Below are 23,367 nucleotides of genomic sequence, written 5' to 3' on the forward strand. Positions count from 1 at the left end.
ACCTGCGGGACCCCACCTTTTCGCTGCGGCGAGGGGCGCCTTAGCGGAACAGATGCAGTCTTAGTAGACCCGGACGGTTAAGCCCGATACAGCTGTTAATAAGCGACTGATACTCGCTCAACGCGCCGCTCTCCGGGGGCATAAGAACGTTCCTGATGAACAGTTCATAGCCCCGGGGGAGGTCGGTGCGTTTGTCTGTATCAGTAAGCAAGGTGGTACCGCGCCAGCATATACGCTCCATGAGGGGCGCACGATGAAGGCGTCCTTGCACCCGTTTGTCCATCCTCGGCAAAGGGTGCGGTTCACGTACCCAATGGCGGGAATCTGAACAGAAATAGGGCGCACTGCATGTCAGAAAATATCTACCCCAAGGTGAGCGCGTTTGAAGCCTCAGGCTACGGTGTAAGCGCATCACCTAAATTCCCTAAGCTCGAAGAAGCTGTACTCGACTATTGGAAGAAAGACGGAACCTTCCAAGCATCTATCGATAACCGCGAAGCCGGGCCCCACGGCGATAACGAATTCGTCTTCTACGATGGCCCTCCATTTGCAAATGGTCTGCCGCACTACGGGCACCTGCTCACAGGTTACGCGAAAGACCTTGTAGCACGTTACCAAACTCAGCGCGGGCATAAAGTAGAACGCCGCTTCGGCTGGGATACTCATGGTCTGCCTGCCGAGCTTGAAGCTATGAAACAGCTCGGCATGACCGATAAACAAGAAATCCTAGAGATGGGCATCGATAATTTCAACGATGCCGCACGCGCCTCCGTGCTCAAATACACCAACGAATGGGAACAATACGTTACCAGGCAGGCGCGTTGGGTGGACTTCGAGAACGACTATAAGACCCTCAACGTTGAGTACATGGAATCTGTGATCTGGGCGTTCAAGCGTCTCTACGATAAAGGACTCACGTACCAAGGGTTCCGTGTTCTGCCGTACTGCTGGAAAGACGAAACCCCGTTATCGAACCACGAGCTGCGCATGGATGACGACGTCTATCAGGATCGTCAAGATCAGACCGTCACGGTAGCTTTCGCTCTCACCGCGGACGACTCGCTCGCTGCCAATAAAAACGTTGTCGCTGAACTGGCAGGCGTTGAGGCGCTTGCCTGGACCACCACCCCCTGGACCTTACCCACCAACCAGGCGCTCGCCGTCGGACCCGACATTGAATACGTCGTAGTTCCCGGTGCCGGGGATTTCAATGGACGACGCTTCCTGATCGCTGCTGATCTGCTGGGAGCCTACGCAAAAGATCTTGGGTATGCAGGGGAGAACTCTGCCGAGGATGCGGCAGCCGCCATCACAGCGCGCTACACCGGCTCCCAGCTCGAAGGTGTGCGTTACACTCCACTATGGGATTACTTTGCCGATGCCGAGAAATGGGGCACAGGAACCTCATGGCAGATTCTCGTTGCCGATTACGTAAGTACCACCGATGGTACCGGTATCGTTCATCAGGCACCCGCCTATGGTGAAGACGACCAGAAAGTTTGTGAATCCTACGATATTCCCGTGGTGCTTTCGGTAGATGAAGGCGCCAAGTTCCTTCCCCTATTCGGACAGCCTAGCCCTTCGGGGTCTACCGCGCTTGCGGGTATCGCCGGAGTTCAGGTTTTCGAGGCAAACCGCACCATTATTAATGCTCTCAAGGCAGATGGTGCGCTCATCGTGGAGAAATCCTATGTGCACTCCTACCCACACTGCTGGCGCTGCCGTAATCCTCTTATCTACCGCGCCATTACCTCTTGGTATGTGAAGGTGACCGAGTTCAAAGACCGCATGTCTGAGCTGAACGAGCAGATCAACTGGATTCCCGAAAATGTCAAGTACGGGCAGTTTGGTAAGTGGGTTGAGAACGCTCGCGACTGGTCGATTTCGCGCAACCGTTTCTGGGGTTCTCCTATTCCCGTTTGGGTTTCGGACGATCCAAATTATCCTCGTGTTGATGTTTACGGATCGCTCGAAGAACTCAAAGCTGACTTCGGTCGTCTGCCGCTGAACAAGGAGGGGAAGCCAGATCTGCACCGTCCCTATATTGATGAGCTGACGCGTCCAAACCCTGATGATCCAACGGGTAAGTCTACGATGCGCCGCGTCGAAGACGTGCTGGACGTATGGTTTGACTCCGGGTCGATGCCCTATGCGCAGGTTCACTATCCCTTCGAGAATAAGGACTGGTTCGAGAACCACTATCCGGCGGACTTCATCGTTGAGTATATTGGTCAGACCCGCGGCTGGTTCTACACTTTGCATATTTTGGCGACCGCATTATTTGACCGCCCTGCCTTCAAGAATGTTGTCAGCCACGGCATCGTGCTTGGTTCTGACGGGCAGAAAATGTCAAAGTCGTTGCGCAACTACCCGGATGTCTCTGAAGTTCTTGACCGCGACGGCTCGGACGCTATGCGCTGGTTCCTCATGTCATCTCCGATTCTGCGCGGTGGCAACCTGATTGTGACCGAGCAGGGGATTCGTGAAGGGGTACGACAGGTGATGCTTCCGCTGTGGAACGTCTATCACTTCTTCGCTCTCTATGCGAATGCCGCCAACAAAGGCGCGGGATATACGGCACAGGTGAAGTACGATTCGCAGCATGTGATGGATCGCTTTATTTTGGGTAAAACCCGGGAGCTGATACAGCAGGTTACCGCGGACATGGACTCTTACGATATCTGGAGCGCCTGCGAGCATCTGCGTCTTTACGCTGATGCTCTTACCAACTGGTATGTGCGCCGCTCACGTGAACGTTTCTTTGACGAAGACCCCGATGCCTTCGATACCCTGTACACCGCTTTGGTGACGGTATCAAAGGTAGCGGCGTCACTTCTGCCGCTCACGACCGAAGAAATCTACCGTGGTCTGACCGGCGAGCGTTCGGTACATCTTGCCGACTGGCCTGCCGCTGAAGACTTTGCTGATGAATCTGAGCTGCTCTTGCTCATGGAAACCGTGCGGGCGGTATGCTCTGTAGGGTCTTCTCTGCGTAAAGAGAAGAAGATCCGTGTGCGTCAGCCTCTGCAATCGCTCACGGCGGCCATTGCCAACGAGCAGTTCGCACAGCTGGAAACCGCATTCGGTGCTAAGGGTGCCGATTACTTCGCCAAGATTGTGAAGGACGAGCTGAACCTGCGTGAGGTTATCCTCGTGAATGCACAAGACGCTAACCCTGCCGACTACGGTATCTCGCAACAGCTGAAGGTGAATGCCCGTGCTGCAGGTCCTCGCCTTGGTAAACAGGTTCAGACAGCCATTAAGGCATCGAAATCTGGCGATTGGACAATCGCCGAAGACGGTACCGTGACCGTTGCTTTCAACACCATCGACGGCGGACTTGCACTAGTTGACGGCGAATATGAGCTGGTAACCGTGGTAGCTTCTTCGGATGACGGTACCGAGCGTGAAGCGGCAGCTGTGCTGCCCGGCGGTTTCCTAGTGCTGAACATCGAATTAACCGATGAACTTGTGGCGGAAGGTATTGCCCGCGATACTATTCGCGCTATTCAGCAAGCCCGTAAGGATGCCGGGCTGAATGTCTCTGACCGCATTGACCTAACGGTGAGTGCCCCGCAGGACACCCTGGAGGCTCTGCGCACCCACGAGGAACTGGTCACTGGCGAGACCCTGGCGGTTTCCCTGGACCTCACGGAGGGCGAGAGCCTGAACATTACGGTCGCGAAGGCGGCATAATACCTGTTCTCCTGTGACGACAGCATAGAGTAGGGACAATATAGCCGCTAAGCCGCCCCAGCACATATAACACACCGCGGTATGTACCATGCTGGGGCGGCTATACACCCAAACATATATCTGTACATAAGGCAGAATCCTGGTAAAGACGCTGTGCCGCACAGCTTGATACCATCCAAAGAAAGAACACTATGAGCGAGATGAGCTACCCGGCAATCCCAGACCCCGAAGGGGTTGAACGCGTCTACGGTGAATTGCTGGCACGCGCCCCCGAAAATAAGATGGCTCCCCGGCTGGATGCGGTTCGCCGAGCCGTTGAAATCCTCGGGGATGTGCACCGCGCCGCCCCGGTCATCCACATCACCGGAACTAACGGTAAAACCAGTACCGCCCGCATGATTGAATCGCTTTTGTTGGCTCATGATCTGCGCACCGGGCGTTTTACGAGCCCGCATCTCGAAAGCGTTACCGAGCGCATCAGCATTAACGGTGAACCGGTGCCTGATGCCACGTTCGTGCGCGTTTGGGATGAAATTTTGCCATACCTCACTCTTGTGGACGAAGAATTTGCTGCACGCGGAGAACCAAAACTTACGTTCTTTGAGTCCATCACTGTGCTTGCTTTCGCTATTTTTGCCGATGAGCCCGTGGACGTGGTGATTCTAGAAGTCGGGATCGGCGGTTCATGGGATTCTACGAATGTAGCCGACGGTATTGTCTCTGTCGTGGCACCCGTTGGCCTTGATCATACCGATATGCTGGGGGATACCCTGGCTGAGATTGCAACGGAAAAAGCCGGGATTATTAAACCCGACGGATACCTTATTTCTGCGGCGCAAGACCCTGAAGTAGCGACCATACTTCTTGATACTGCTCGTAAGCAAAACGCCAAGTACGCCTTCGAAGGTGTTGAATTTGGTGTGGTTGAGCGTGACCGCGCGGTCGGCGGGCAGCTTTTGACTCTCCGAGGTTTAGCAGGAGAATACCCTGATATTGAGCTCCCCCTACACGGTGAGCACCAGGGGCAGAACGCATCATTAGCTCTTGCCGCAGTCGAGGTATTTTTCGGTGGGGATCGTGCCCTTGCGCGAGATGTAGTACTCGCCGGATTTGCTCAGGTACGTTCGCCAGGGCGACTTGAGATGATTCGTAGCGAGCCTTTGGTGGTGCTTGATGCCGCTCATAACCCGCATGGGGTGCGCGCCGCATCTACGGCTTTTAAAGAGGCATTTGAACTGTCCCATGTGCATGCAGTCGTCGGTATTCTAGGCGAAAAAGACGCTCTCGGTATTTTTGAAGTGCTTCGTAAAGAATACGTAGACTCAACCGATGCCACATTCCGGTTGTATCTTTCTGCCTCAGATTCTTCCCGAGCCATTGCCCCGGAAGAACTTCAAGAGATTGCCCTCGACGCCGGGTTCGATGAAAACATTATTACGGTATGTGACCACTTGGATGAGGCGCTTGCCACCGCCATGGAGAACGCCCTCTTTGAGCAGGAGTCTGCTGGTGTGTTGGTCACAGGATCGGTCACGGTCATTGGGGAGGCGCGTACCCTGCTGGCCCAACCCGCCCAAGAATCCACTGTGCAGCACGGCGCCGAGCCCGAAGAACTCGCTGAGGCCGCAGAGACCGATTCCGATGAACTATTTGACGAGATTATGGCTGAAGTGGCGGGGGAGGAGCCTCGTGAAATCCCGTTAGAAGATTCATTGGGACTGCCTCTGGCAGACGGCACCGATAATTCTGAGGAAAGCTAAGACCATATGGCAAAAAAGCAGTTTATGACACGTGCTCAACGGGAATGGAAGCCCGGGACGGTTAAGAAACCACGTTCTACGAAAGTCATGTTTGCTTCCACCATTTTGGTACTCGAAGCATTCACGATTTTCTTCGGCACACTAGCCGTTTTCGGACTACATTTCAACGATCCGAGCACTGTAAAAATCATAATCTGGGTTGCAGGTTTGGTTCTTGCCGGTGCGTGTATATTCCTACCCGCTAAGCTGATGAAACCGTGGGGATACTCGGCTGGTTGGGTGCTTCAAGGCACCATGCTTCTTGCCTCAGTCATTGCGTTACCCTTCTCGCTCGTGGTAACAATCCCGTTTGTTGCCTGCTGGTGGTATGCGCTACACGCCGGTACCCGCATCGATGCCGAAAACGAAATACGCGCCGCCGAACAAGAAGAATGGGAGCGTAAAAACTTACATGAGAGTGAGTAAGCAACGATACAGGCGATTATGCCATGATCGCTGGCAACACCAAGATATAGGTATAAAAATCCCTGTCTTTATGACGAGAAACTTAACCCTAGGCGCCGAACACGTTAGGATAGCTACAAAGGGTTTAACGCATCATACTGCGGCTGCGGTATGATGCGTCACTTATCACCGATAAACAGGTATATGTAAAGGAGCAGCACATGGGTGCCGTTGAGCAAACATCGGAAACCGACGATCTACTATCTGAAGATGTTATAGACTCCCAGGTTTCCTCTCGTGAGCGAGATACGGCAGAAGGATCGGAGCGTTCCTTAGCGATCTGGCTCTTTATGACGGGAGCTATAGCCCTAGCTTCATCGGCAACCCTTGTTTTTGAGCGTCTTCAGATTTTCGTGGATGCGGGGCATACCTCAGTCTGCGACATCAACGCCCTTCTTAACTGCGGCACCGTGATGCGTACCCCGCAAGCTGAAGCCTTTGGATTCCCCAACCCCTTCATCGGACTCATAGGGTTCTCCATCGTTATGACGATAGCCGCCGCCATGCTTGCAGGAGCTACCTTCAAAAATTGGTTCTGGGTAGCCACCAACATCGGCTTAGCGCTCGCGACAGCGTTTGTCTTCTGGCTCTGGTTTGAGACTACCTTCCACATTAACGCACTATGTCTTTTCTGCATGATTGTGTGGGTTATGACGATTACTATGTTTGTAAAGGTGACGGTACGCAATATTTCTCATAGCGTTATTCCTGCCCCTGAAAATATTCGTGAGAGTATCGGTACGTGGAGCTGGTTTACTATCACCTTGGTGCTCATTCTCATCTTTGGGATTATTGTGATCCGCTTCTTCGACGTAATCATGAATATGATGCGCTAATTTTTATGTAAACTATGTAAACACAGTGAGGGTGGGTTTTCCAGAAGATTAGGGAAGACCCACCCTCACTGTTATATGGTTTCAACTCTAAGACATCCAAAGAGCAATCTCACGGGCTGCAGATTCGGGGGAGTCTGAGGCATGCACCAGGTTCTTTTGCACACCTTCGCCCCAATCACGTCCGTAATCTCCACGAATTGTTCCCGGTGCTGCCTTTGTCGGGTCTGAGGTTCCCAGCATTGTACGTACACCCTCGATTACACGATCTCCGCTGAGAACAGCGGCGACTACGGGACCAGAAACCATGAAATCCACGAGGGAACGATAGAAAGGCTTGCCTGCGTGCTCAGCATAGTGCTGGGCGAGAAGTTCTTCGGTGGGCTGAAGCATTTTCAGTCCTTCAATCACGTAACCCTTAGTCTCAAAGCGGCTCAAAATCTCGCCAATAAGCCCGCGTTCAACACCGTCAGGCTTTACCAGAATTAGGGTCTTTTCGGTCATAATTTTCCTCTATCTTGTTTGCGTTCATTCTGTGGCGGTTGTTCAATATCATAGGGGAAAGAGGCGCCGACATGTGTGCTTCTGTCAAGCTACGCCATCGAAATTTTTAAGAAGAGGCGTATAATCGTAGCGTTATTGTTCAATCACCGAGGAGAATCCGTGAAAGGCTTTGGCACAACATTGATGCTGGCGTCAGCAGTAATTTTTTTGGCGGCGCTACTCTTTCTGACCGCAGGAAAGTTCTCGATGGTGTGGGTTATTTTACTGATCGCAGCTCCTTTCGCTTTCATCCTTGGTATTCCCTTTGCCACAGGTTCCGGGCCAGAGTATCTGCCTAGTAACCCAAAACTGGCGCAGAAAGCACGCGAAAAACGTGATGCTGAACTAGGTCTCGGCTAGGTTTTTACTCTCGTGATAAGCGCAATGTTGGTCACACCAACGTTGCGCTTTTTATGCATGTATAGGGTGTTCTGGATTGCACACGGTATAATGATGAGCGGTACGTTTTTATGCCCCGCACGCATAAAAGATACCCAGTATATTGGCCGAGAGAACGTGCACGCGCATCCGTCATAGCAAAAGTTCAGATAAGACGTTATCGGATGATGACCCCAGGCATTGGCATCTTAGTGACATCTCGGTTAAACATACTGGCCGAGAACATCATGAAGAAACGCATCCGCCGTATTTGCGGAGTAAGCCGACTTCGTGCTCGCCGTCTTGTACGCCCGGAAGCAAACGAAGGCAGACACAAAGAGCAGGCTTGAGCCACGTATTTCTTGGTAATTAGGCTTATGACACGCTAACGCGTTGATGCAGAGAGTTTTACGATGCGGCGTAAAATTCTTGAAGGAAGAAGAAAGAAAAGAATGGCTGACGAAAAGAACGCCCATCAATCTAGCATGAATATGGATGTTCTTGCTGACATGATCTCTCTCGCTGATAAACAGGATGTCTCCGGCGAGACGATGAGAACTCATCAGGAAAAAAATAATACCCGGGTTGAAAAGCAGACAGATTCCCTGAAGGATAGTGAATCTGCAGTATTAGCAGCACCGCGTCGTAAAAACTCATCGCGCGCTAAGAAAGTTGCTGAACCCACGCCCGAAGACGCTGTTGCGGCTGGATTAACGGATTTACGCAATCAGAAGGCTAAGCATGCCCCTGCACCAAGGAAGACTGTGGCTGCGGCCTCTGCCGAAGAAGTAGCGAACACTCTTGATACTCTTTTTACCCAAGCCGCCGAGCCTGCAGCATCAGCTGATGAAACTATGCCCCAACCCGAATCTCAGAAAACTGAAATCCGCGATTCTTCTGCCGAAAACCTTGCTTCTCCCGAGGTGGACACTGAGGTGTCCGAACTTGCCGAACAGGCTGAGGTAGCAGAGCCTGTCTCTGATAACCGTGAAGAAGCCCAGACTGAAGAAGCTGCTCAAGAAGATAAGACAGCCATGATATCTTCGGAAGAAAACACCGAAGATGCTGACGAACCTCATACCATCCAGTCAGAGGAATTAGTGGCAGAGAACGATGAAGACTCTGAGCCTCAAGCGACCTACGACGTTGAAGAGGATGAAGCTGAGACTTCTGAGCCGACAGACGAAGAGAGCGCTGCCAGCACATTCGAAGATGAAGAGTCAGACGAAGAGGAAACGGCGGAGCCAGCAAAAACTTTGCGTGACGTACAGAATGAGAAGATTGCGCAGTTGCGCGAATCGGTGCGCCCGGGCGCTATGCCTCTATTCTATTCGCCCGAACCTACTGAGCTTTCTGAGCTTGCTTCTGCGGTTGCTGTGGAGCGTGAGCGTTTGCGTGCCGAGCGTTTGGAACAAGAGCGCCGCGACCGTATGGAGCGCCGTCGTGAAGAGGCAGCAGCTGAAGCTGAGGTGACGAGTCACCGCCGTCGCCGTCGCCGTCGTGGAACCGAAGATATAGAAATTGAAGGTAACGCCGACGATGAGGTTGAGACCGTTACCAAGGTCCGCACTCCTCGCCTTGCAGATTCTCATGCTTCTGACACCGTGACTGGCGTGCGTGGTTCTACCCGTCTTGAAGCTAAACGTGCGCGCCGCCGCGAGTCCCGGTCGCTGGGTCGCCGTCGTCACATCGTGACCGAGGCAGAGTTTTTGGCGCGTCGCGAGTCAGTAGATCGTCAGATGCTTGTGCGCCAAAAAGAGGGGCGCATTCAGATTGGAGTTCTCGAAGACGGCGTGCTGGCAGAGCACTTTGTCTCTAAAACCCAGCAGGATTCCTTGATTGGGAACGTTTACCTTGGCAAAGTGCAGAATGTTCTTCCGTCCATGGAGGCAGCATTCGTCGATATTGGGCGTGGTCGTAACGCTGTTCTCTATGCGGGTGAAGTGAACTGGGATGTTACCGGTCTTGACGGTGCACCCCGCAAGATCGAGAATGCACTTAAACCGGGCGATTCCGTGCTGGTGCAGGTGACCAAAGACCCAATCGGTCATAAGGGCGCGCGTTTGACGAGTCAGGTTTCGCTTCCCGGTCGCTTCCTGGTGTATGTGCCCGGTGGCTCAATGACCGGTATTTCACGTAAGCTCCCCGATACTGAGCGTGCACGTCTCAAAAAGATTTTGAAGGATAAGCTGCCGGATGGCGCAGGCGTGATTGTGCGTACTGCAGCGGAAGGCGCATCCGAAGAAGAGCTGACCCACGATATTAATCGTTTGCGCGCGCAGTGGGAAGAGATTCAGGAAAAAGCGAATTCCCGCAAGGTGCTTGCCCCCGAAATGCTCTATCAGGAACCCGACCTGATGATTAAGACCGTGCGCGATGTCTTCAACGAGGATTTCACCTCTATGATCGTGCAGGGCCAGAGCGCATGGGACTCTATTGAGGCCTACGTGACCTATGTTGCCCCTGATCTGCTCTCACGCCTGCAGAAGTGGGAGGACGAAGATGATCTTTTCGACCATTACCGCATTAATGAGCAGCTGGCGAAGGCACTAGACCGCAAGGTATATCTTCCTTCGGGGGGTTCCTTGGTGATCGACCGTACCGAAGCTATGACCGTGGTAGATGTTAACACCGGTAAATTTACCGGTAGCGGCGGTAACCTTGAAGAGACCGTCACCAAGAATAACTTGGAGGCGGCAGAGGAGATCGTGCGTCAGCTGCGTCTGCGTGATATTGGCGGCATTATTGTTATCGACTTTATTGATATGGTGCTTGAATCGAACCGTGATCTTGTGCTGCGTCGTCTGATCGAGTGCCTGGGGCGTGACCGCACTAAGCACCAGGTTGCTGAAGTAACCTCGCTGGGTCTTGTGCAGATGACCCGTAAACGTTTGGGAACAGGTCTTCTTGAGGTCTTCTCTGAGCAATGTGATTCATGCGGCGGCCGCGGTTTGCTGGTGCACGATCAGCCGTTAAGCGGACGTTCCGGCGGTGCCTCCGATTTCATTCACCGTCAAGAGCGCACCGAACGTAAGCGTTCACGAGCGGCTTCGCGCAATAATACCCGTGATGCCGCTGAGGGCGTGGACTCAGAGAAGGACGAGAAGAAGGCAGAGCGCCGCAACGCTATGGCCTCTATTGCTGCAGCCTCGCACTCGGCTGACGAGCTTGAAGCTGAGGACCAAGCAAACCGTAAGAAGCGTAAACGTCGTAAGCGCTCTCGTCGTACCGAAACTGCCGAGCTTTCGCTGGAGCAGGAGATTCAAGGCATCAAAGCGGGAGCGAAGGCACACCGCGAAGTCTCATCCCGTGAGGACAAGGTTGCTGAGGTAACCGAGACCGATTGGATTGGTGAGCAGGGTGACTTCACATTGGAACAGCTTGCTGGGGCATTCGATCGTGATTTGAACCCAGAACATGATGCTCGGTTTACCCGCGAGTCTTCCCGTTCGGAGGCTATCCGCGCTGGAGAGGCGAAGGCTCGTGCCTCACAGAAGGCTGGCCGCATTACCCGCAGCGAGAGCGGTGGATTTAAGTCAAATCAAGGTGACCAGTCTTCAGCAGAGCAGAAGTCGCCTCGCGCCGAGCGTGAGAATCTGCAGGTTGAAGATGTGCACGAGAGCCCACGTAAGCGCCGCCGTTCGCGCCGTTCCTCTGAGAAGGAGCGTTCAGGTCGAGGGCAGGAGCAACGTGCGGAAGAGTCAGCTTCGACCCCCCGTGTAAGCGGTGTTATTGGCGGTGCGCCGCGTGTGTCCGGTGTGATTACCCCCGGCGGGTCTGCCTCTAACTCGGTTGAGACTCAGAATGATAAAGATGGTTCTCAGCAGAAGATAGCTGCGCCAGCTGCTTCATCTGCACCGCGTAAACGTCGCTCCCGTCGAGCCGCTTCGTCGGCGGGCGTACAGTCGAAGGTCGTGACGGTGGACGCCACCGAGTCGGCTCACGGTTCGGTTGTGGCTTCGGCTTCTGTGGCAGATGCGAAAGCCCCCGTCGAATCTGAGGCTCCGACTCTCTTCGGTATCGGTGTTTCTGCTGCAGATATTAAGCGGGTTGGTAAGGAAGGCTAACCGTATATGATTCCTTGCCGTAGATGATGAATATAACGTTGGCAATGCAGGACTAGAGGCTGTATTGCCAACGTTATTTTATAGTTTAGGGATACAATTGCGCATGACCCCGCGCATACAGTATCCTTAACGATTGGTATTTATCTCAGTGAAGCCCTATCGACGCAGGGTCAGCGGGAAATACCGCTTCTGGTTTTCCCCATAGTGAGGACTTCCGGAAGACACCACCGGCAGACCGAGCGCGCATCCAACTGGGCAATCCCACAAGGAGCGCGGGTCGCATCCACTCCTTATTACTCACCAAGAGAGATAAGATACCCGTGGAGCGCACAGCAATGAAAGCGCAGGCTGTCTGCACGTGTGAGATACGAAGAAGCAAGATGTCGAGAAAAGTGAGTCCCAAAGTGGCATACGCGATTGTACGCGCTGGCGGCCGCCAGGAAAAAGTCTCTGTCGGAGACAAAATTACCCTTGACCGTGTTGCAGGTGAACCCGGTAGCACCATTGAGCTGCCCGTACTGCTGCTCGTTGACGGTGACAAGATCACCGCTGACGCAAAGTCCCTGGCTTCCGCCAAGGTAACTGCTGAAAAGATTGAAGACCTGCGCGGTCCGAAGATCGTTATTCAGAAGTACAAGAACAAGACCGGTTACAAGAAGCGTCAGGGCTTCCGCGCTGAGCTGACCACCGTTAAGATCACCGCAATCAACGCGTAATCTTAACCACCGGATACAAACCTTAAGGTAGGAAAACAGAATGGCACATAAGAAGGGCGCAAGCTCCACCCGCAACGGTCGTGACTCGAACCCCCAGTACCTCGGTGTTAAGCGCTTCGGCGGTCAGACCGTCAATGCAGGCGAGATCCTTGTTCGTCAGCGCGGTACCCATTTCCACCCCGGCCTGAATGTTGGTCGCGGTGGCGACGATACTCTGTTCGCTTTGGCAGCAGGCACCGTCGAATTCGGTACCCGCAAGGGCCGCAAGGTCGTTAACATCCTGGCAGCAGCTGAGTAAAACTCGCTCACGCTAGGAAGAGGGGGTAGGCGAAAGTCTGCCCCCTCTTACCATAAGATTTTCCGCATCTACTTGAGGATGCGCCCCTCGCCAAGCTCAAGCAATCTCGTGTATTTCAGGCTTGTGCGAACCAGGAATTTACCAGAAGGAGAACACCCGTGGCAGAATTCGTGGACCGCGTGGTCCTGCATGTATCCGGTGGTCACGGAGGCAACGGATGTGTCTCTGTACGTCGAGAAAAATTCAAGCCTCTCGGCGGCCCCAACGGCGGTAACGGTGGTAACGGCGGGGACGTGATTTTGCGTGTTGATAACCAAACCACCACATTATTGGAGTATCATCACAGCCCGCACCAACACGCTCCCAATGGAGATATTGGCCGCGGCGATATGCACCACGGCTACAACGGCGAAGACCTAGTGCTTACCGTACCTCAGGGAACCGTCGTCAAAGATCGTGACGGCAACGTGCTTGCCGATCTGCTGCATGTGGGTGACGAATATACTGCTGCACGAGGTGGCCAGGGCGGTCTTGGAAACGCTGCTTTAGCATCCACCAAACGTAAAGCACCTGGCTTCGCACTCCTCGGTATTCCGGGGGAAGAAACCGATATTGTCCTAGAACTCAAATCCATTGCAGATATTGCGCTTGTTGGGTACCCATCAGCCGGTAAATCTTCGCTGATTGCTGCTATCTCTGCGGCTCGGCCTAAAATCGCTGACTATCCTTTTACCACTCTTATCCCAAACTTGGGTGTTGTGCAGGCAGGTGATGTTCGGTACACCGTTGCGGATGTTCCCGGTCTGATTGAGGGAGCTTCCGAGGGTAAAGGGCTTGGCCACCGCTTCTTACGTCACGTTGAACGTTCCTCCGCACTAGTGCATGTGATTGACTGTGCCACTTTAGAACCCGGGCGTGACCCCATCAGCGACTTTGAAGTTATTCGCGGTGAGCTAGAAAACTATGCGGTAGACCCCACCGCTGGGGTAACTGTGCCGCTCAATGATCGTCCCCAGATTATTGTTCTCAACAAAATTGATGTGCCTGAAGCGCGTGAACTTGCCGATTTCGTGCGACCTGAATTTGAGAACATGGGGTACAAAGTTTTTGAAATTTCGACGGCGTCCCATGAAGGGCTTAAACCGCTCATCTTTGCAATGGCAAACCTTGTGGAAGAAGACCGTCAGAAGCGTGTTACTCAAGAAGATAATTCTACGATTGAAGCCCCAGTTATTCGCCCCCAGGGCTTCCGCTCCAAGAAAAAACAAGAATTTATTATTCGCCGCGAAGAACGTAATTTGGAGCCGCTCTTTCGGGTTATTGGGGAGAAACCGGAACGTTGGATTCAGCAGACCGATTTCAATAATGATGAAGCTGTTGGTTACCTGGCGGATCGCCTGGCAAAACTGGGGGTTGAGGACGAACTCTTTAAATCCGGTGCCCGTGCCGGAGACGCCGTGGTTATCGGTGAAAATGATAACTCCGTGGTCTTTGACTGGGAACCCACTATGGTGGGCGGCGCTGAACTTCTGTCTTCCCCTCGTGGTACTGACTCTCGCCTCGAAGAGATTATTCGCCCCACCCGAGCCCAAAAACGTGAGGAATATAAGGAACGCATGGATGCAAAAGCAGAGGCTCGCGCCGAGCTTGAGCAAGAGCGTGTTGCGGGTGTGTGGACTGAATCGGTGGAATATCGCCGTAAGCTCAAGGAAAAAGGTAAAGCTGAAGGTATTGATATGCCTGAGGCCAAGCAGTAGCCCGGTAAGTCGGGGAATTAGGCAGCCTGACGACGTGGAAGATGTCTCAACTATCACGCATATATAGGCCCGTCGTTTCGCGTATTTTCGCCCCTAACCGGTAGCATAGAGAGTAGCTTAACCATCGAAAGGAAGCACACACATGAACTCGGTTGTCCTAGCAGCTCACGGTGCTGAGCACACTGCGGGAATGCTTAACGGCATCCCGACCTATGTTTACGGCATCGTTGCTGCCGTCGTATTTACCGTTCTGCTGCTTATTACTCTCTCGTACAGCGGACGCGGTATTGTACGGCCCGATCACACACCGGAGCTCATGGAGGGTGACGAAGCACAGGCATTGCGTAGCTATAGCGAGAAGCATAACCGCTAGTCGCTAAGGAAAGTATCGTGACTTTTCAAGCTCTGCGGCTCAGCCTTGAGTCGATTCCGTCGCGAACTCCTGGGCGTGTACGTCTAGGAGTTATGGGCGGCACCTTTGACCCTATTCACCACGGGCATTTAGTAGCCGCCAGCGAGGTTGCGGCGGTGTTTGATCTTGACGAAGTAGTATTCGTACCGACTGGTCAGCCGTGGCAAAAGACGGGGGAGAGGCACGTGAGTGATCCTGAGCATCGTTATCTTATGACGGTGATTGCGACTGCATCTAATCCACGATTTACGGTAAGCCGGATAGATATAGATCGTGGCGGCGCAACGTATACCTTTGATACCCTTAATGAACTACGTGCTCTGCGACCCGATGCAGATCTTTTCTTCATCACCGGTGCAGACGCGATTAGCCAGATCATGACGTGGCGTAATGCTCATAAGCTGTGGGAGTTGGCTAACTTTGTGGGAGTGACCCGTCCGGGACACGAGCTTGATCCTCCGTTAGGCGAAGGACGGCAGATTACCACACTTGAAATTCCCGCGATGGCAATATCGTCAACCGATATTCGCCAACGCGCCTCTAAGGGTGCCCCTATCTGGTATTTGGTTCCTGATGGCGTGGTGCAGTACATCAATAAGTATCGGTTGTATTCTCCTGAGGATGCTGCCACGCACTACGGCGGCGGGCTGCCTCGCCAGAAAGACTCAACAGATATTCAACCAACTAGTGAAGACAAAGTAATGGAACAAGAGGTTTTACATGGCTGAAGCTAAGGGCAAAGAAGAGAAGCCCTACAGCGAGGGAGACGCGTACCTCTACGAAACATACGTGACTGAGGACGGCATTGAGGTGCCGCCTCCCACGCGTGTGATGGGTCCGCGCCGTCTAGCACGTTATCGCGAAGACGTGGCGAACTATCTGCGCGCTATGGGTCGTGGCGAGCGTCCTAACCCTGTTGAGAATATGGGGTCTTTGGCAAATACCCACGATATAGATCCGCGCGTTCTTGCAGTACAGCGTCGTTTTGCTGCACTCGCTACTCAGGGGTCTATTAAGCTGAATGCGAATGATGAAGAGAAACTGCATGAACCTGAGCCGCTAACCAGCACTATGCGTGCTCTTCGCCCGGAAGAGGTTAAAGCTAATAAGCCTGCGCCAGCTGCTGCACCTGCCGCGCCTCCGGCGCCTGCTCCTCAGCCACAGCCGGAAGATTCCCTGCTTCAGGATTCCCTCCATGTGGAGGCAGACGATTTGACGTTTACCTCGTCAATTCCGATTATTTCTCCTGATAATTCCCCGAAGATGCACCAGTACATGGTGCGCGATGAGCCTGTTGTCGAGGGTGAAGATACTGAGATCGTTGAGACCGAGGAGCAAACTGTTTCCTCGCAGGCTCGCCCGGCAACTGCACCGCAGCCTACAGTAAAGCCCAGTGACTCTAAAGCTCAGCAAAGCCGTCATACAGCTGATGCGCAGAGTGAAGCCGATGAGAACCGCATTAATGTTGCTCCTGTGCCGTTGAACCTTCCTTCACCCATCCGCGCGATGGATGCTCAGGGACTTGACCTGTCGGTTCTGGACGAGAAATCTCAGCAAGATAGCGCATCTGCTCAAGCTGATTCGGCATCTAAGGCGCAAAGCGATGCCCCTGTAAAGAGCCCAGTACAGCGTGCTCAGACTGGTGCTCTTCCTGCGCAGAAAGCGGCAAAGAACGGTTCTGCTAAACGGAAACCGTCGGCAACCGGTACCGTTCCTAAGATTCCTGCCCGTACTGGATCTATGCCGAAGGTCTCGGATCGTACCGGATCAACCCCCAAGGTTTCTGAGCAGAAAGACGCAGCTCCGAAGGTTGTAAACCCCTGGAATACTGTCCGTTTACAGAATCCGATGGGCGCAGATTCACCATCGCAGGCGTCCGATCGTACCGGATCAACCCCCAAGGTCTCACCGCGTACCGGGTCTGTATCGCGGGTGTCTTCTTCGCGTACTGGGTCTGTGCCTAAGGTACCTACTCGTACCGGTTCGATGTCGAAGGTTTCGGATCGTACTGGTTCGACCCCGAAGGTTTCCGAGCGTACAGGCGCCACACCGAAGGTGAACACCCGTACAGGTTCCGTCTCGCAGGTGTCTTCTTCGCGTACTGGGTCTGTGCCTAAGGTACCTACTCGTACCGGTTCGATGTCGAAGGTTTCGGATCGTACTGGTTCGACCCCGAAGGTTTCCGAGCGTACAGGCGCCACCCCGAAGGTAAACGCGCGTACTGGTTCGCTCTCGCAGGTGAAGAAGTCTGATTCTACACCCGCTAAATCTCCGGCAACGGGTTCTACCTCTGCTGTTAAGCCATCGCCTCAGAATAAGGATGCAAAGCCTGTTGCACCTTCGAAGAATAAGCCAGGCTTTGATAAAGCTCTAAACGATGGCAAGAACCTGACGTCAGACCAAGCAACTGAACTCGCACAGCGTGTGTCTGCACGTACAGAAAAGGCGATGACCTCCTCAATTGCGAAGGTTAACGCTGCTAAGTCTCCTCGTAGGCTTGGAAATACTGCAAGTATGAAACAGGTTCCTGCAACGAATACGGATGAAACAGTGTCAAAGTACGAATCCATTGAGACAAGCGAAAATAAGTCCTTGTCCCTGCTGTCCTGGATCGTAATTATCGGGTGCATTATCCTAGCTATTCTGGGTGTGTACATGTTTATTTCCAATCAAAGGTAACGATTGGCATTAAACGTTTGCTTGCTTTGGCGCCTGTCTGTCAGAGAAACCTGGCGGCAAGAAAGGAAAAAATGACTGCTGCACAGTCCTCTTGTGAGGCTCTGCGCATTGCCGCTCGAGCGGCGGAAGAAAAACAAGGAACCCAGCTTTTTGCGGTGGATGCTTCTGACGCTATGGGGCTGATTGATGGTTTCTTGGTAGTTTCGGCACATAATGAGCGCCTCGTCAATGCGGTTGCTGATGAAATTGAGGATGCGCTTCGAGAACAGGCTGATTTGAAGCCTGTACGCCGAGAAGGACGTGCATCTGGTCGTTGGATTCTCCTAGATTTTGGGGACATCGTAGTGCATGTTCAGCATGAAGAGGATCGCGAGTTCTATGCTCTGGATCGTTTGTGGGCGCAGGCTCCGCGTATTGAACTAGGTGTTACCCATGAAGTTCCGTTTGATCTAGAAGGCGAAAGCGAAGAGGAAGCGTCTCGGGTCGTTCCTGCTGACGAGTAACAATTTTGTTGCATCATGTGGGGCACCGCTGAGGCATACCAGAATTTGGTATCTTCGGCGGTGCTCTGCATTTTATGTCTGTAACAGTGCGAGAACTTGCATGCCTAGCAGAAAGATGTGTATTATGTTTTCTGTTGCTAAGGCAATGCAAAACTACATGAGGGGATATGGCGCAGCTGGTAGCGCACCTGCATGGCATGCAGGGGGTCAGGGGTTCGAGTCCCCTTATCTCCACTATTTACCGTCTGATCCGAAAGGACTGGGCGGTATTTTATTATTTTTTCTAACAGTACATGGTGCTTTCACATGAATGTACCTTTGGCGCGTAATAGTATTTGTCCCTTACACGAAATAATAGTGCGAAGAGATAAGAGGGGTATGGCGATTACCCCGAACAATACATTTAAAAACCTAGCTAAGATTCTAAAAAGAGTTTTAAGAATATGCTCCTTCATCCAGGGAAGAGAGGGGTATGCATCCTATTGAGAGCTCCTCTGCTGGAGCGCACGATCGACTATTGTCATAACGAAGCGCTTAGGCACCACACGGGTTACAAATCGCGCCACAATGGCATTCCCCACTCCATCCACAAAACTGGGTTTCGTGGTTTTTAGAATACGCAACGTGTTGTCTAGCAGCTGATGGACAGAGCGCATTTTTCCGACTGCTGCAGATTCACCGGCGATTTCAAAGAATGAGGTATCGGTGGGGCCGGGACAGACCGCAAGTACGCGGATGCCGTCTTTTCGGGTTTCGGACCAGAGCGCTTCAGTAAAGGAAAGCACGAATGCTTTGGTGGCACCATACACCGCCATATGCGGCAGTGGCTGAAAGGCAGCAGTCGAAGCAATGTTGATGATGGTTCCGTTTTTGCGTTCACGCATGGCGGGCAGATACCGAGCCGTCAGACCTGTTAATGTGAGGCAGTTAAGGCGTACTTCTTGTTCTAGACGCTCAGGGCTCTCATCAGCGACGTCACCGGAGGTTCCAAATCCTGCATTATTGACAAGTACATCAATCTCTAGCTCAGCACGGTTCGTTTCTTCCCAGAGCCGCTCAGCCGCATCGGGTTCGGATAGGTCGAGAGCAAAGACGGTAACTCGAATACCATGCTGAGACTCGAACTCTTCGGCGAGCTTATTGAGCTTATCCTGGCTGCGAGCAACGAGTACGAGATCTTGCTTTTGGGCAGCGTAGCGACGTGCAAATTCTTCTCCAATGCCCGAGGAAGCACCAGTAATTAATGTAGCCATGATTCTCCTTTCGTAATTTTCGTATCAATGTCAAAGCTACAATATACGGTCGTGCTAAAGACCTGCAGGACACGAAAAACTACCTGAAAGCAGAATGTGCCCCAGCCATCTGGGAAAAGGATAGAGTAAGGTTTCTACGTATCAGATGGAATAGTTAAGCCATATTTGGAGTATTTAATGCGTAAAAGCTAAACTTCAAGAAGCTAGGACTTGGGCGGAATCTTGCCACAGCGAAGACGCATGAAGTTTCTACGCCCAAGAACCTCACGCCGTGTATTAGGAAAATATCGTCCTTCAGGAGGGAACTCATGCATTCACCGATACCGAGCTACCTTGACGAAGTCCTCCAAAGCGTTGCGGCCGATAGAACGGGTGTACTTGCGAATTATATTCCTGAACTTGCCGAGGTTGATCCTGAACGTCTTGGCGCCTCTATAGCTATGGTCGATGGGGAACTCTATGCTTCTGGCGATACTGATTCGCTATTTACCATTCAATCCATCTCAAAGCCTTTCGTGTATGCTTTAGCCCTTGCTGATCGCGGGTTTGAGAAAGTCTTAGACAAAGTTGGAGTTGAACCGTCCGGGGAGCCCTTCAACGAGATCTCCCTTGAAGACAGCTCTGGTCGTCCGCTAAACCCCATGATTAACGCCGGCGCAATTACCACGCATTCTTTAGTCGGTACAGAAACAATGAATCCGGCAGAGCGTATGGAACGTGTGATTTCTGGGCTCTCTGCTTTCGCTGGCCGCTCCCTTGACGTTGATGAAGCGGTGTACTCATCTGAAATCGAACACGCGCATCGTAATCTAGCGATCGCTCATATGCTTCGCAGTCACGACATTCTCACGGAGAACCCCGCTGGCGTGGTCGAAGGCTACACCCGTCAATGCTCTTTGCTGGTAACCGTGCAGGATTTGGCGATGATGGCGGCAACTCTGGCAAACTACGGAATTCAACCCGTTACCGGGGAACAGGTAGTACCTAAAACAGTGGTGCGCCAGGTACTGAGTGTTATGTTCACCTGCGGTATGTACAACGCTGCAGGGGACTGGGCAACGCAGGTCGGAATTCCCGCTAAAAGTGGGGTAGGCGGGGGAATTATTGGCGCCGTACCGGGCCAGCTAGGACTAGCAACATTTTCACCACGTCTAGATGTACACGGCAACAGCGTGCGCGGTGTATCTCTCTTCGAACGATTCTCCTCAGATATGGGCATGCACGTTATGAACATACCCACTGTTGCTCGGTCCGCGATACGAGCTAACTATCGAATAGGTACCGGCGAAAAAATAACTCAGGTAATTCAACTGCAGGGCAGAATTAGATTTGCCGGTGCAGAGCGAGTTATCCGTGAAATTGTTGATACACACTACACAGGAACACGAATAGCGCTCGATGTTACCCGAGTTTATTCTGTGGATGAGGTCGCCCAGCATATGCTTCTAGAAATTATGAGAAGAATGAGACACGAGGGATACACTGTATATCTGATTGATCAAGATGACACTATTACAAATCTTGAGGCCCTGAGAACTATGGATGTTGCCGTATTGGGCAGCATTGACGAACTCGAATACTACTAGTCTTTGAGAATTTATAAGGTGTCATGATGAAACGTATTGCTATTTTAGGCCGCGGTGGTGCCGGCAAAAGTACCCTGGCTTCCTATCTTGCTACCCGCTATAAACTACCTGTTTTCGAGCTAGACCAGTATTTCTGGGATGAAGACCTTACACCTACTCCAGTAGATCAGTGGAATGTTATTCATCAGCAGATCATCTCTGAGCCTGAATGGATTATAGACGGTGATTTAGGCGTGTATGATACCAAACTACTAGAACGGCTCAAGGCGGCAGATACGGTTATTCTTTTAGACTTTAGCGCTCGCGTATGCGGTATGCGTGCGTTACGGCGCTCCCCGGAGAACCTAGAATTTTGGAAATGGATTCTGCGCTATAGGCGCGACAGCTTGCCGCGTATTATGGCGGCATGCGCGCATCCAGAAGTACAAGCACATATATACCGGTTCTGTGCTCCTGCCGAGCTCGATAATTTTCTCGAAAACCTTCGATAGCAAGAATATTATGCTGAATTTTGTGAGGCTTCTAGGGAAAATCTGATGATCTTCTGGAGAAGACATTCGTTATAACATCAGAGATAAAAACTTCATAATGATGAACCTGTTCTAAGAAACATATGTCAAGATACGACTCCATTGGGAATTTCTCAAATATAAAAACACGGAGTATTAGAGACCATAAGTTTAGGCTAAACTAGTACAGAGAGCTACGGTAGCTCTCCATGAGGATTTATTCACCACTCATTCATGAGGAATAATTGTATATGAGAAACCACATTGTCGCGGTGGCGCTTATTGGTGCTGTGTTGTTTACCGGATGCTCCGGCAATAATGCCCGCAAAGAACAAACCCCTTCTTCATCCCCATCAATCTCTGCGACGGCCTCTACGAGCACCTTTGCAAGCCCTACGGCTTCCATAACTCCGTCACCAACCCCTACTCCAACTACCTCTCCCACTATTTCTGAAGTAACGCCAGAACCAGCTGCCACTGCTGACGCTGAACAGCATGAGGATGTTGTCGAGGTACCTCTTGATGACGCCTCTACTTCTGCCCCTCAGCCCGAGGCAGCTCAACAACCTTCTCCGGTTCAACAGCAACAGGATCCCGTGCAGCAGCAACCTGTTGCACCCGTGCCTGCGCAGACTTCGGCGCAGCAGCGGCATATTGCCCCGGTTCCAGAACAGCCTGCGCCTGTAAATAACGGTGGTGGTGTCTATTACAAAAATTGTGCTGCTGCACGGGCGGCAGGGGCTGCGCCTTTATACCGCGGACAGCCGGGGTATGGAACTCATCTTGATTCAGATGGTGATGGTATCGCTTGCGAACCTAAAAAGAAATAAATCCTAATAGTTACGTTATATAAAGTTGGGTGGGAACGTTCCCGCCCAACTTTATAAGTTATGTAAAAGCACTATGCCTCTACACGAGAGCACGATAGGGTAGAAGTATATGTACCCATATAAACACCAGAGTCCAAGCAACGAAACCCCACATCGTAAATCGGCGGATCGTTTCACCCGTATACCACGCCGAGCGGCTGTTTTAGGTATGCTCACCCCGCTTTTGGGTGCAGGCGTGCCTTACGCCGTAACACGAGATGAAAAGGTCGCGGGCATTGAGGAATCAGCATCATGGGTAGATTCGTCCTCTGCATCTTCGGCGCCAGCGTTAGATTCCTCAGAAGAGGATGACCAGCAGAAAGTGGCCTTGCCGGAGTCGATAAATCCCATAGAGGTGGCGCACCCGTGGGATGAACCGCAAACCGCTTTGGAAGGTACAGGGAACTATATTGCTTGGACCGTTGATGACGGGAAAAGCCCTGATGTTGTGCGCGCCTACGCAGATTTTGCCGCCCGAACGGGAACCCGGCTTACCTTCTTTATCAACGGGTCATATAACGCTTTTGAACCGAACCTAGACGTTCTTAAACCGTTGGTAGAATCAGGGCAGATTCAAATCGGCAATCATACGTGGTCGCATGCGGCGCTGACTACGCTAGATGATGCAGGAATTGCCGAAGAATTAACGAAAAATGACGAAGAGATACAGCGACTTTTCGGCGTGTCTTCTAAACCATATTACCGCCCACCATACGGATACTATGATTCTCGTGTGCTTGAGGCTGCAGCAGGTGCAGGATTCGACAGGGCGGTTCTCTGGTACGGGTCTTTAGCTGATTCTTCACCCATACCTGCCGAAGAAATATACGCATATTCCAAAAAATATGCGAACTCGCAGACTATTCTCATTGGCCATTTGAACTACCCCGGAGTTATTGAAGTGCTCGATAAGATCAAAATGCTTTTGGACGAACGGAATCTTACCCCCGTAACCTTGCGTGACTATTACGGGTAGAACGTACGCTGGAATAAATTAGTGCTGT

At 52.2% G+C, this 23,367-nt stretch carries 19 protein-coding genes and 1 tRNA gene; 18 read left to right on the forward strand and 2 right to left on the reverse strand.

The window, feature by feature from the left end; genetic code table 11:
* The first annotated feature begins 348 nt into the window (after positions 1 to 348).
* The 4 genes from ileS to HMPREF2554_RS05995 all read left to right on the forward strand — a co-directional run bounded on the left by ileS (position 349) and on the right by HMPREF2554_RS05995 (position 6,796).
* Complete coding sequence (gene ileS, locus HMPREF2554_RS05980) at positions 349 to 3,696, forward strand: isoleucine--tRNA ligase (protein ID WP_013399191.1); 3,348 nt, start codon at positions 349 to 351, stop codon at positions 3,694 to 3,696.
* A 191-nt stretch (positions 3,697 to 3,887) separates the two neighbouring features.
* A complete protein-coding gene (locus HMPREF2554_RS05985; RefSeq protein ID WP_013399190.1) occupies positions 3,888 to 5,456 on the forward strand; it encodes a bifunctional folylpolyglutamate synthase/dihydrofolate synthase in 1,569 nt (522 codons plus the stop codon).
* A 24-nt stretch (positions 5,457 to 5,480) separates the two neighbouring features.
* Positions 5,481 to 5,921: a DUF4233 domain-containing protein gene (locus HMPREF2554_RS05990; RefSeq protein ID WP_239653040.1), complete on the forward strand. Its 441-nt coding sequence runs from the start codon at positions 5,481 to 5,483 to the stop codon at positions 5,919 to 5,921.
* Between the two features lie 200 nt (positions 5,922 to 6,121).
* The gene (locus HMPREF2554_RS05995; RefSeq protein ID WP_013399188.1) at positions 6,122 to 6,796 is read left to right on the forward strand and encodes a vitamin K epoxide reductase family protein; all 675 of its coding nucleotides are present in this window, start codon (positions 6,122 to 6,124) and stop codon (positions 6,794 to 6,796) included.
* A gap of 87 nt (positions 6,797 to 6,883) precedes the next feature.
* On the opposite strand, the gene ndk is transcribed toward HMPREF2554_RS05995, so the two are convergent.
* Positions 6,884 to 7,297, reverse strand: coding sequence for a nucleoside-diphosphate kinase (gene ndk, locus HMPREF2554_RS06000; protein WP_013399187.1), 414 nt, complete (start codon positions 7,295 to 7,297; stop codon positions 6,884 to 6,886).
* A 159-nt stretch (positions 7,298 to 7,456) separates the two neighbouring features.
* Between ndk and HMPREF2554_RS06005 the strand changes: the two genes are divergently transcribed.
* From HMPREF2554_RS06005 to HMPREF2554_RS06050, 10 genes are all read left to right on the forward strand, one after another.
* Entirely contained in the window at positions 7,457 to 7,696 is a 240-nt protein-coding gene (locus HMPREF2554_RS06005) for a nucleoside-diphosphate sugar epimerase (RefSeq protein WP_238382412.1), read from the forward strand.
* Positions 7,697 to 8,166: 470 nt separating this feature from the next.
* Complete coding sequence (locus HMPREF2554_RS06010; RefSeq protein ID WP_070554388.1) at positions 8,167 to 11,781, forward strand: Rne/Rng family ribonuclease; 3,615 nt, start codon at positions 8,167 to 8,169, stop codon at positions 11,779 to 11,781.
* Between the two features lie 404 nt (positions 11,782 to 12,185).
* A complete protein-coding gene (gene rplU, locus HMPREF2554_RS06015) occupies positions 12,186 to 12,497 on the forward strand; it encodes a 50S ribosomal protein L21 (RefSeq protein ID WP_006887214.1) in 312 nt (103 codons plus the stop codon).
* A 40-nt stretch (positions 12,498 to 12,537) separates the two neighbouring features.
* Positions 12,538 to 12,795 carry a 50S ribosomal protein L27 gene (gene rpmA / locus HMPREF2554_RS06020; RefSeq protein WP_004004819.1) on the forward strand — a complete coding sequence of 86 codons (258 nt, stop codon included), beginning with the start codon at positions 12,538 to 12,540 and terminating at the stop codon, positions 12,793 to 12,795.
* Positions 12,796 to 12,953: 158 nt separating this feature from the next.
* Complete coding sequence (gene obgE, locus HMPREF2554_RS06025; RefSeq protein WP_070554390.1) at positions 12,954 to 14,552, forward strand: GTPase ObgE; 1,599 nt, start codon at positions 12,954 to 12,956, stop codon at positions 14,550 to 14,552.
* A gap of 142 nt (positions 14,553 to 14,694) precedes the next feature.
* On the forward strand, positions 14,695 to 14,925 hold the full coding sequence (locus tag HMPREF2554_RS06030) for a hypothetical protein (RefSeq protein ID WP_070554392.1): 231 nt from the start codon (positions 14,695 to 14,697) through the stop codon (positions 14,923 to 14,925).
* A 17-nt stretch (positions 14,926 to 14,942) separates the two neighbouring features.
* A complete protein-coding gene (gene nadD / locus HMPREF2554_RS06035) occupies positions 14,943 to 15,692 on the forward strand; it encodes a nicotinate-nucleotide adenylyltransferase (protein ID WP_013399181.1) in 750 nt (249 codons plus the stop codon).
* Positions 15,685 to 17,643: a hypothetical protein gene (locus tag HMPREF2554_RS06040; RefSeq protein ID WP_013399180.1), complete on the forward strand. Its 1,959-nt coding sequence runs from the start codon at positions 15,685 to 15,687 to the stop codon at positions 17,641 to 17,643. Before nadD ends, HMPREF2554_RS06040 begins: the two co-directional genes overlap by 8 nt.
* A gap of 71 nt (positions 17,644 to 17,714) precedes the next feature.
* Positions 17,715 to 18,146: a ribosome silencing factor gene (gene rsfS, locus HMPREF2554_RS06045; RefSeq protein ID WP_070534971.1), complete on the forward strand. Its 432-nt coding sequence runs from the start codon at positions 17,715 to 17,717 to the stop codon at positions 18,144 to 18,146.
* A gap of 161 nt (positions 18,147 to 18,307) precedes the next feature.
* Positions 18,308 to 18,380, forward strand: a tRNA-Ala gene (locus tag HMPREF2554_RS06050).
* Positions 18,381 to 18,625: 245 nt separating this feature from the next.
* On the opposite strand, the gene HMPREF2554_RS06055 is transcribed toward HMPREF2554_RS06050, so the two are convergent.
* Positions 18,626 to 19,399 carry an SDR family NAD(P)-dependent oxidoreductase gene (locus HMPREF2554_RS06055; RefSeq protein WP_070554394.1) on the reverse strand — a complete coding sequence of 258 codons (774 nt, stop codon included), beginning with the start codon at positions 19,397 to 19,399 and terminating at the stop codon, positions 18,626 to 18,628.
* 308 nt (positions 19,400 to 19,707) lie between these two features.
* On the opposite strand from HMPREF2554_RS06055, the gene HMPREF2554_RS06060 reads away from it, so the two are divergent.
* The 4 genes from HMPREF2554_RS06060 (at position 19,708) to HMPREF2554_RS06075 (ending at position 23,339) form a co-directional block, all read left to right on the forward strand.
* Positions 19,708 to 20,985 carry a glutaminase gene (locus tag HMPREF2554_RS06060; protein WP_070554396.1) on the forward strand — a complete coding sequence of 426 codons (1,278 nt, stop codon included), beginning with the start codon at positions 19,708 to 19,710 and terminating at the stop codon, positions 20,983 to 20,985.
* Between the two features lie 23 nt (positions 20,986 to 21,008).
* The gene (locus tag HMPREF2554_RS06065; protein ID WP_070524062.1) at positions 21,009 to 21,476 is read left to right on the forward strand and encodes a P-loop NTPase family protein; all 468 of its coding nucleotides are present in this window, start codon (positions 21,009 to 21,011) and stop codon (positions 21,474 to 21,476) included.
* Between the two features lie 269 nt (positions 21,477 to 21,745).
* Complete coding sequence (locus tag HMPREF2554_RS06070; protein ID WP_013399176.1) at positions 21,746 to 22,324, forward strand: excalibur calcium-binding domain-containing protein; 579 nt, start codon at positions 21,746 to 21,748, stop codon at positions 22,322 to 22,324.
* A gap of 109 nt (positions 22,325 to 22,433) precedes the next feature.
* The gene (locus HMPREF2554_RS06075) at positions 22,434 to 23,339 is read left to right on the forward strand and encodes a polysaccharide deacetylase family protein (RefSeq protein WP_013399175.1); all 906 of its coding nucleotides are present in this window, start codon (positions 22,434 to 22,436) and stop codon (positions 23,337 to 23,339) included.
* Positions 23,340 to 23,367 lie beyond the last annotated feature (28 nt).

The sequence above is a fragment of the Rothia sp. HMSC071F11 genome (assembly GCF_001809115.1).
GTDB lineage: Bacteria > Actinomycetota > Actinomycetes > Actinomycetales > Micrococcaceae > Rothia > Rothia dentocariosa.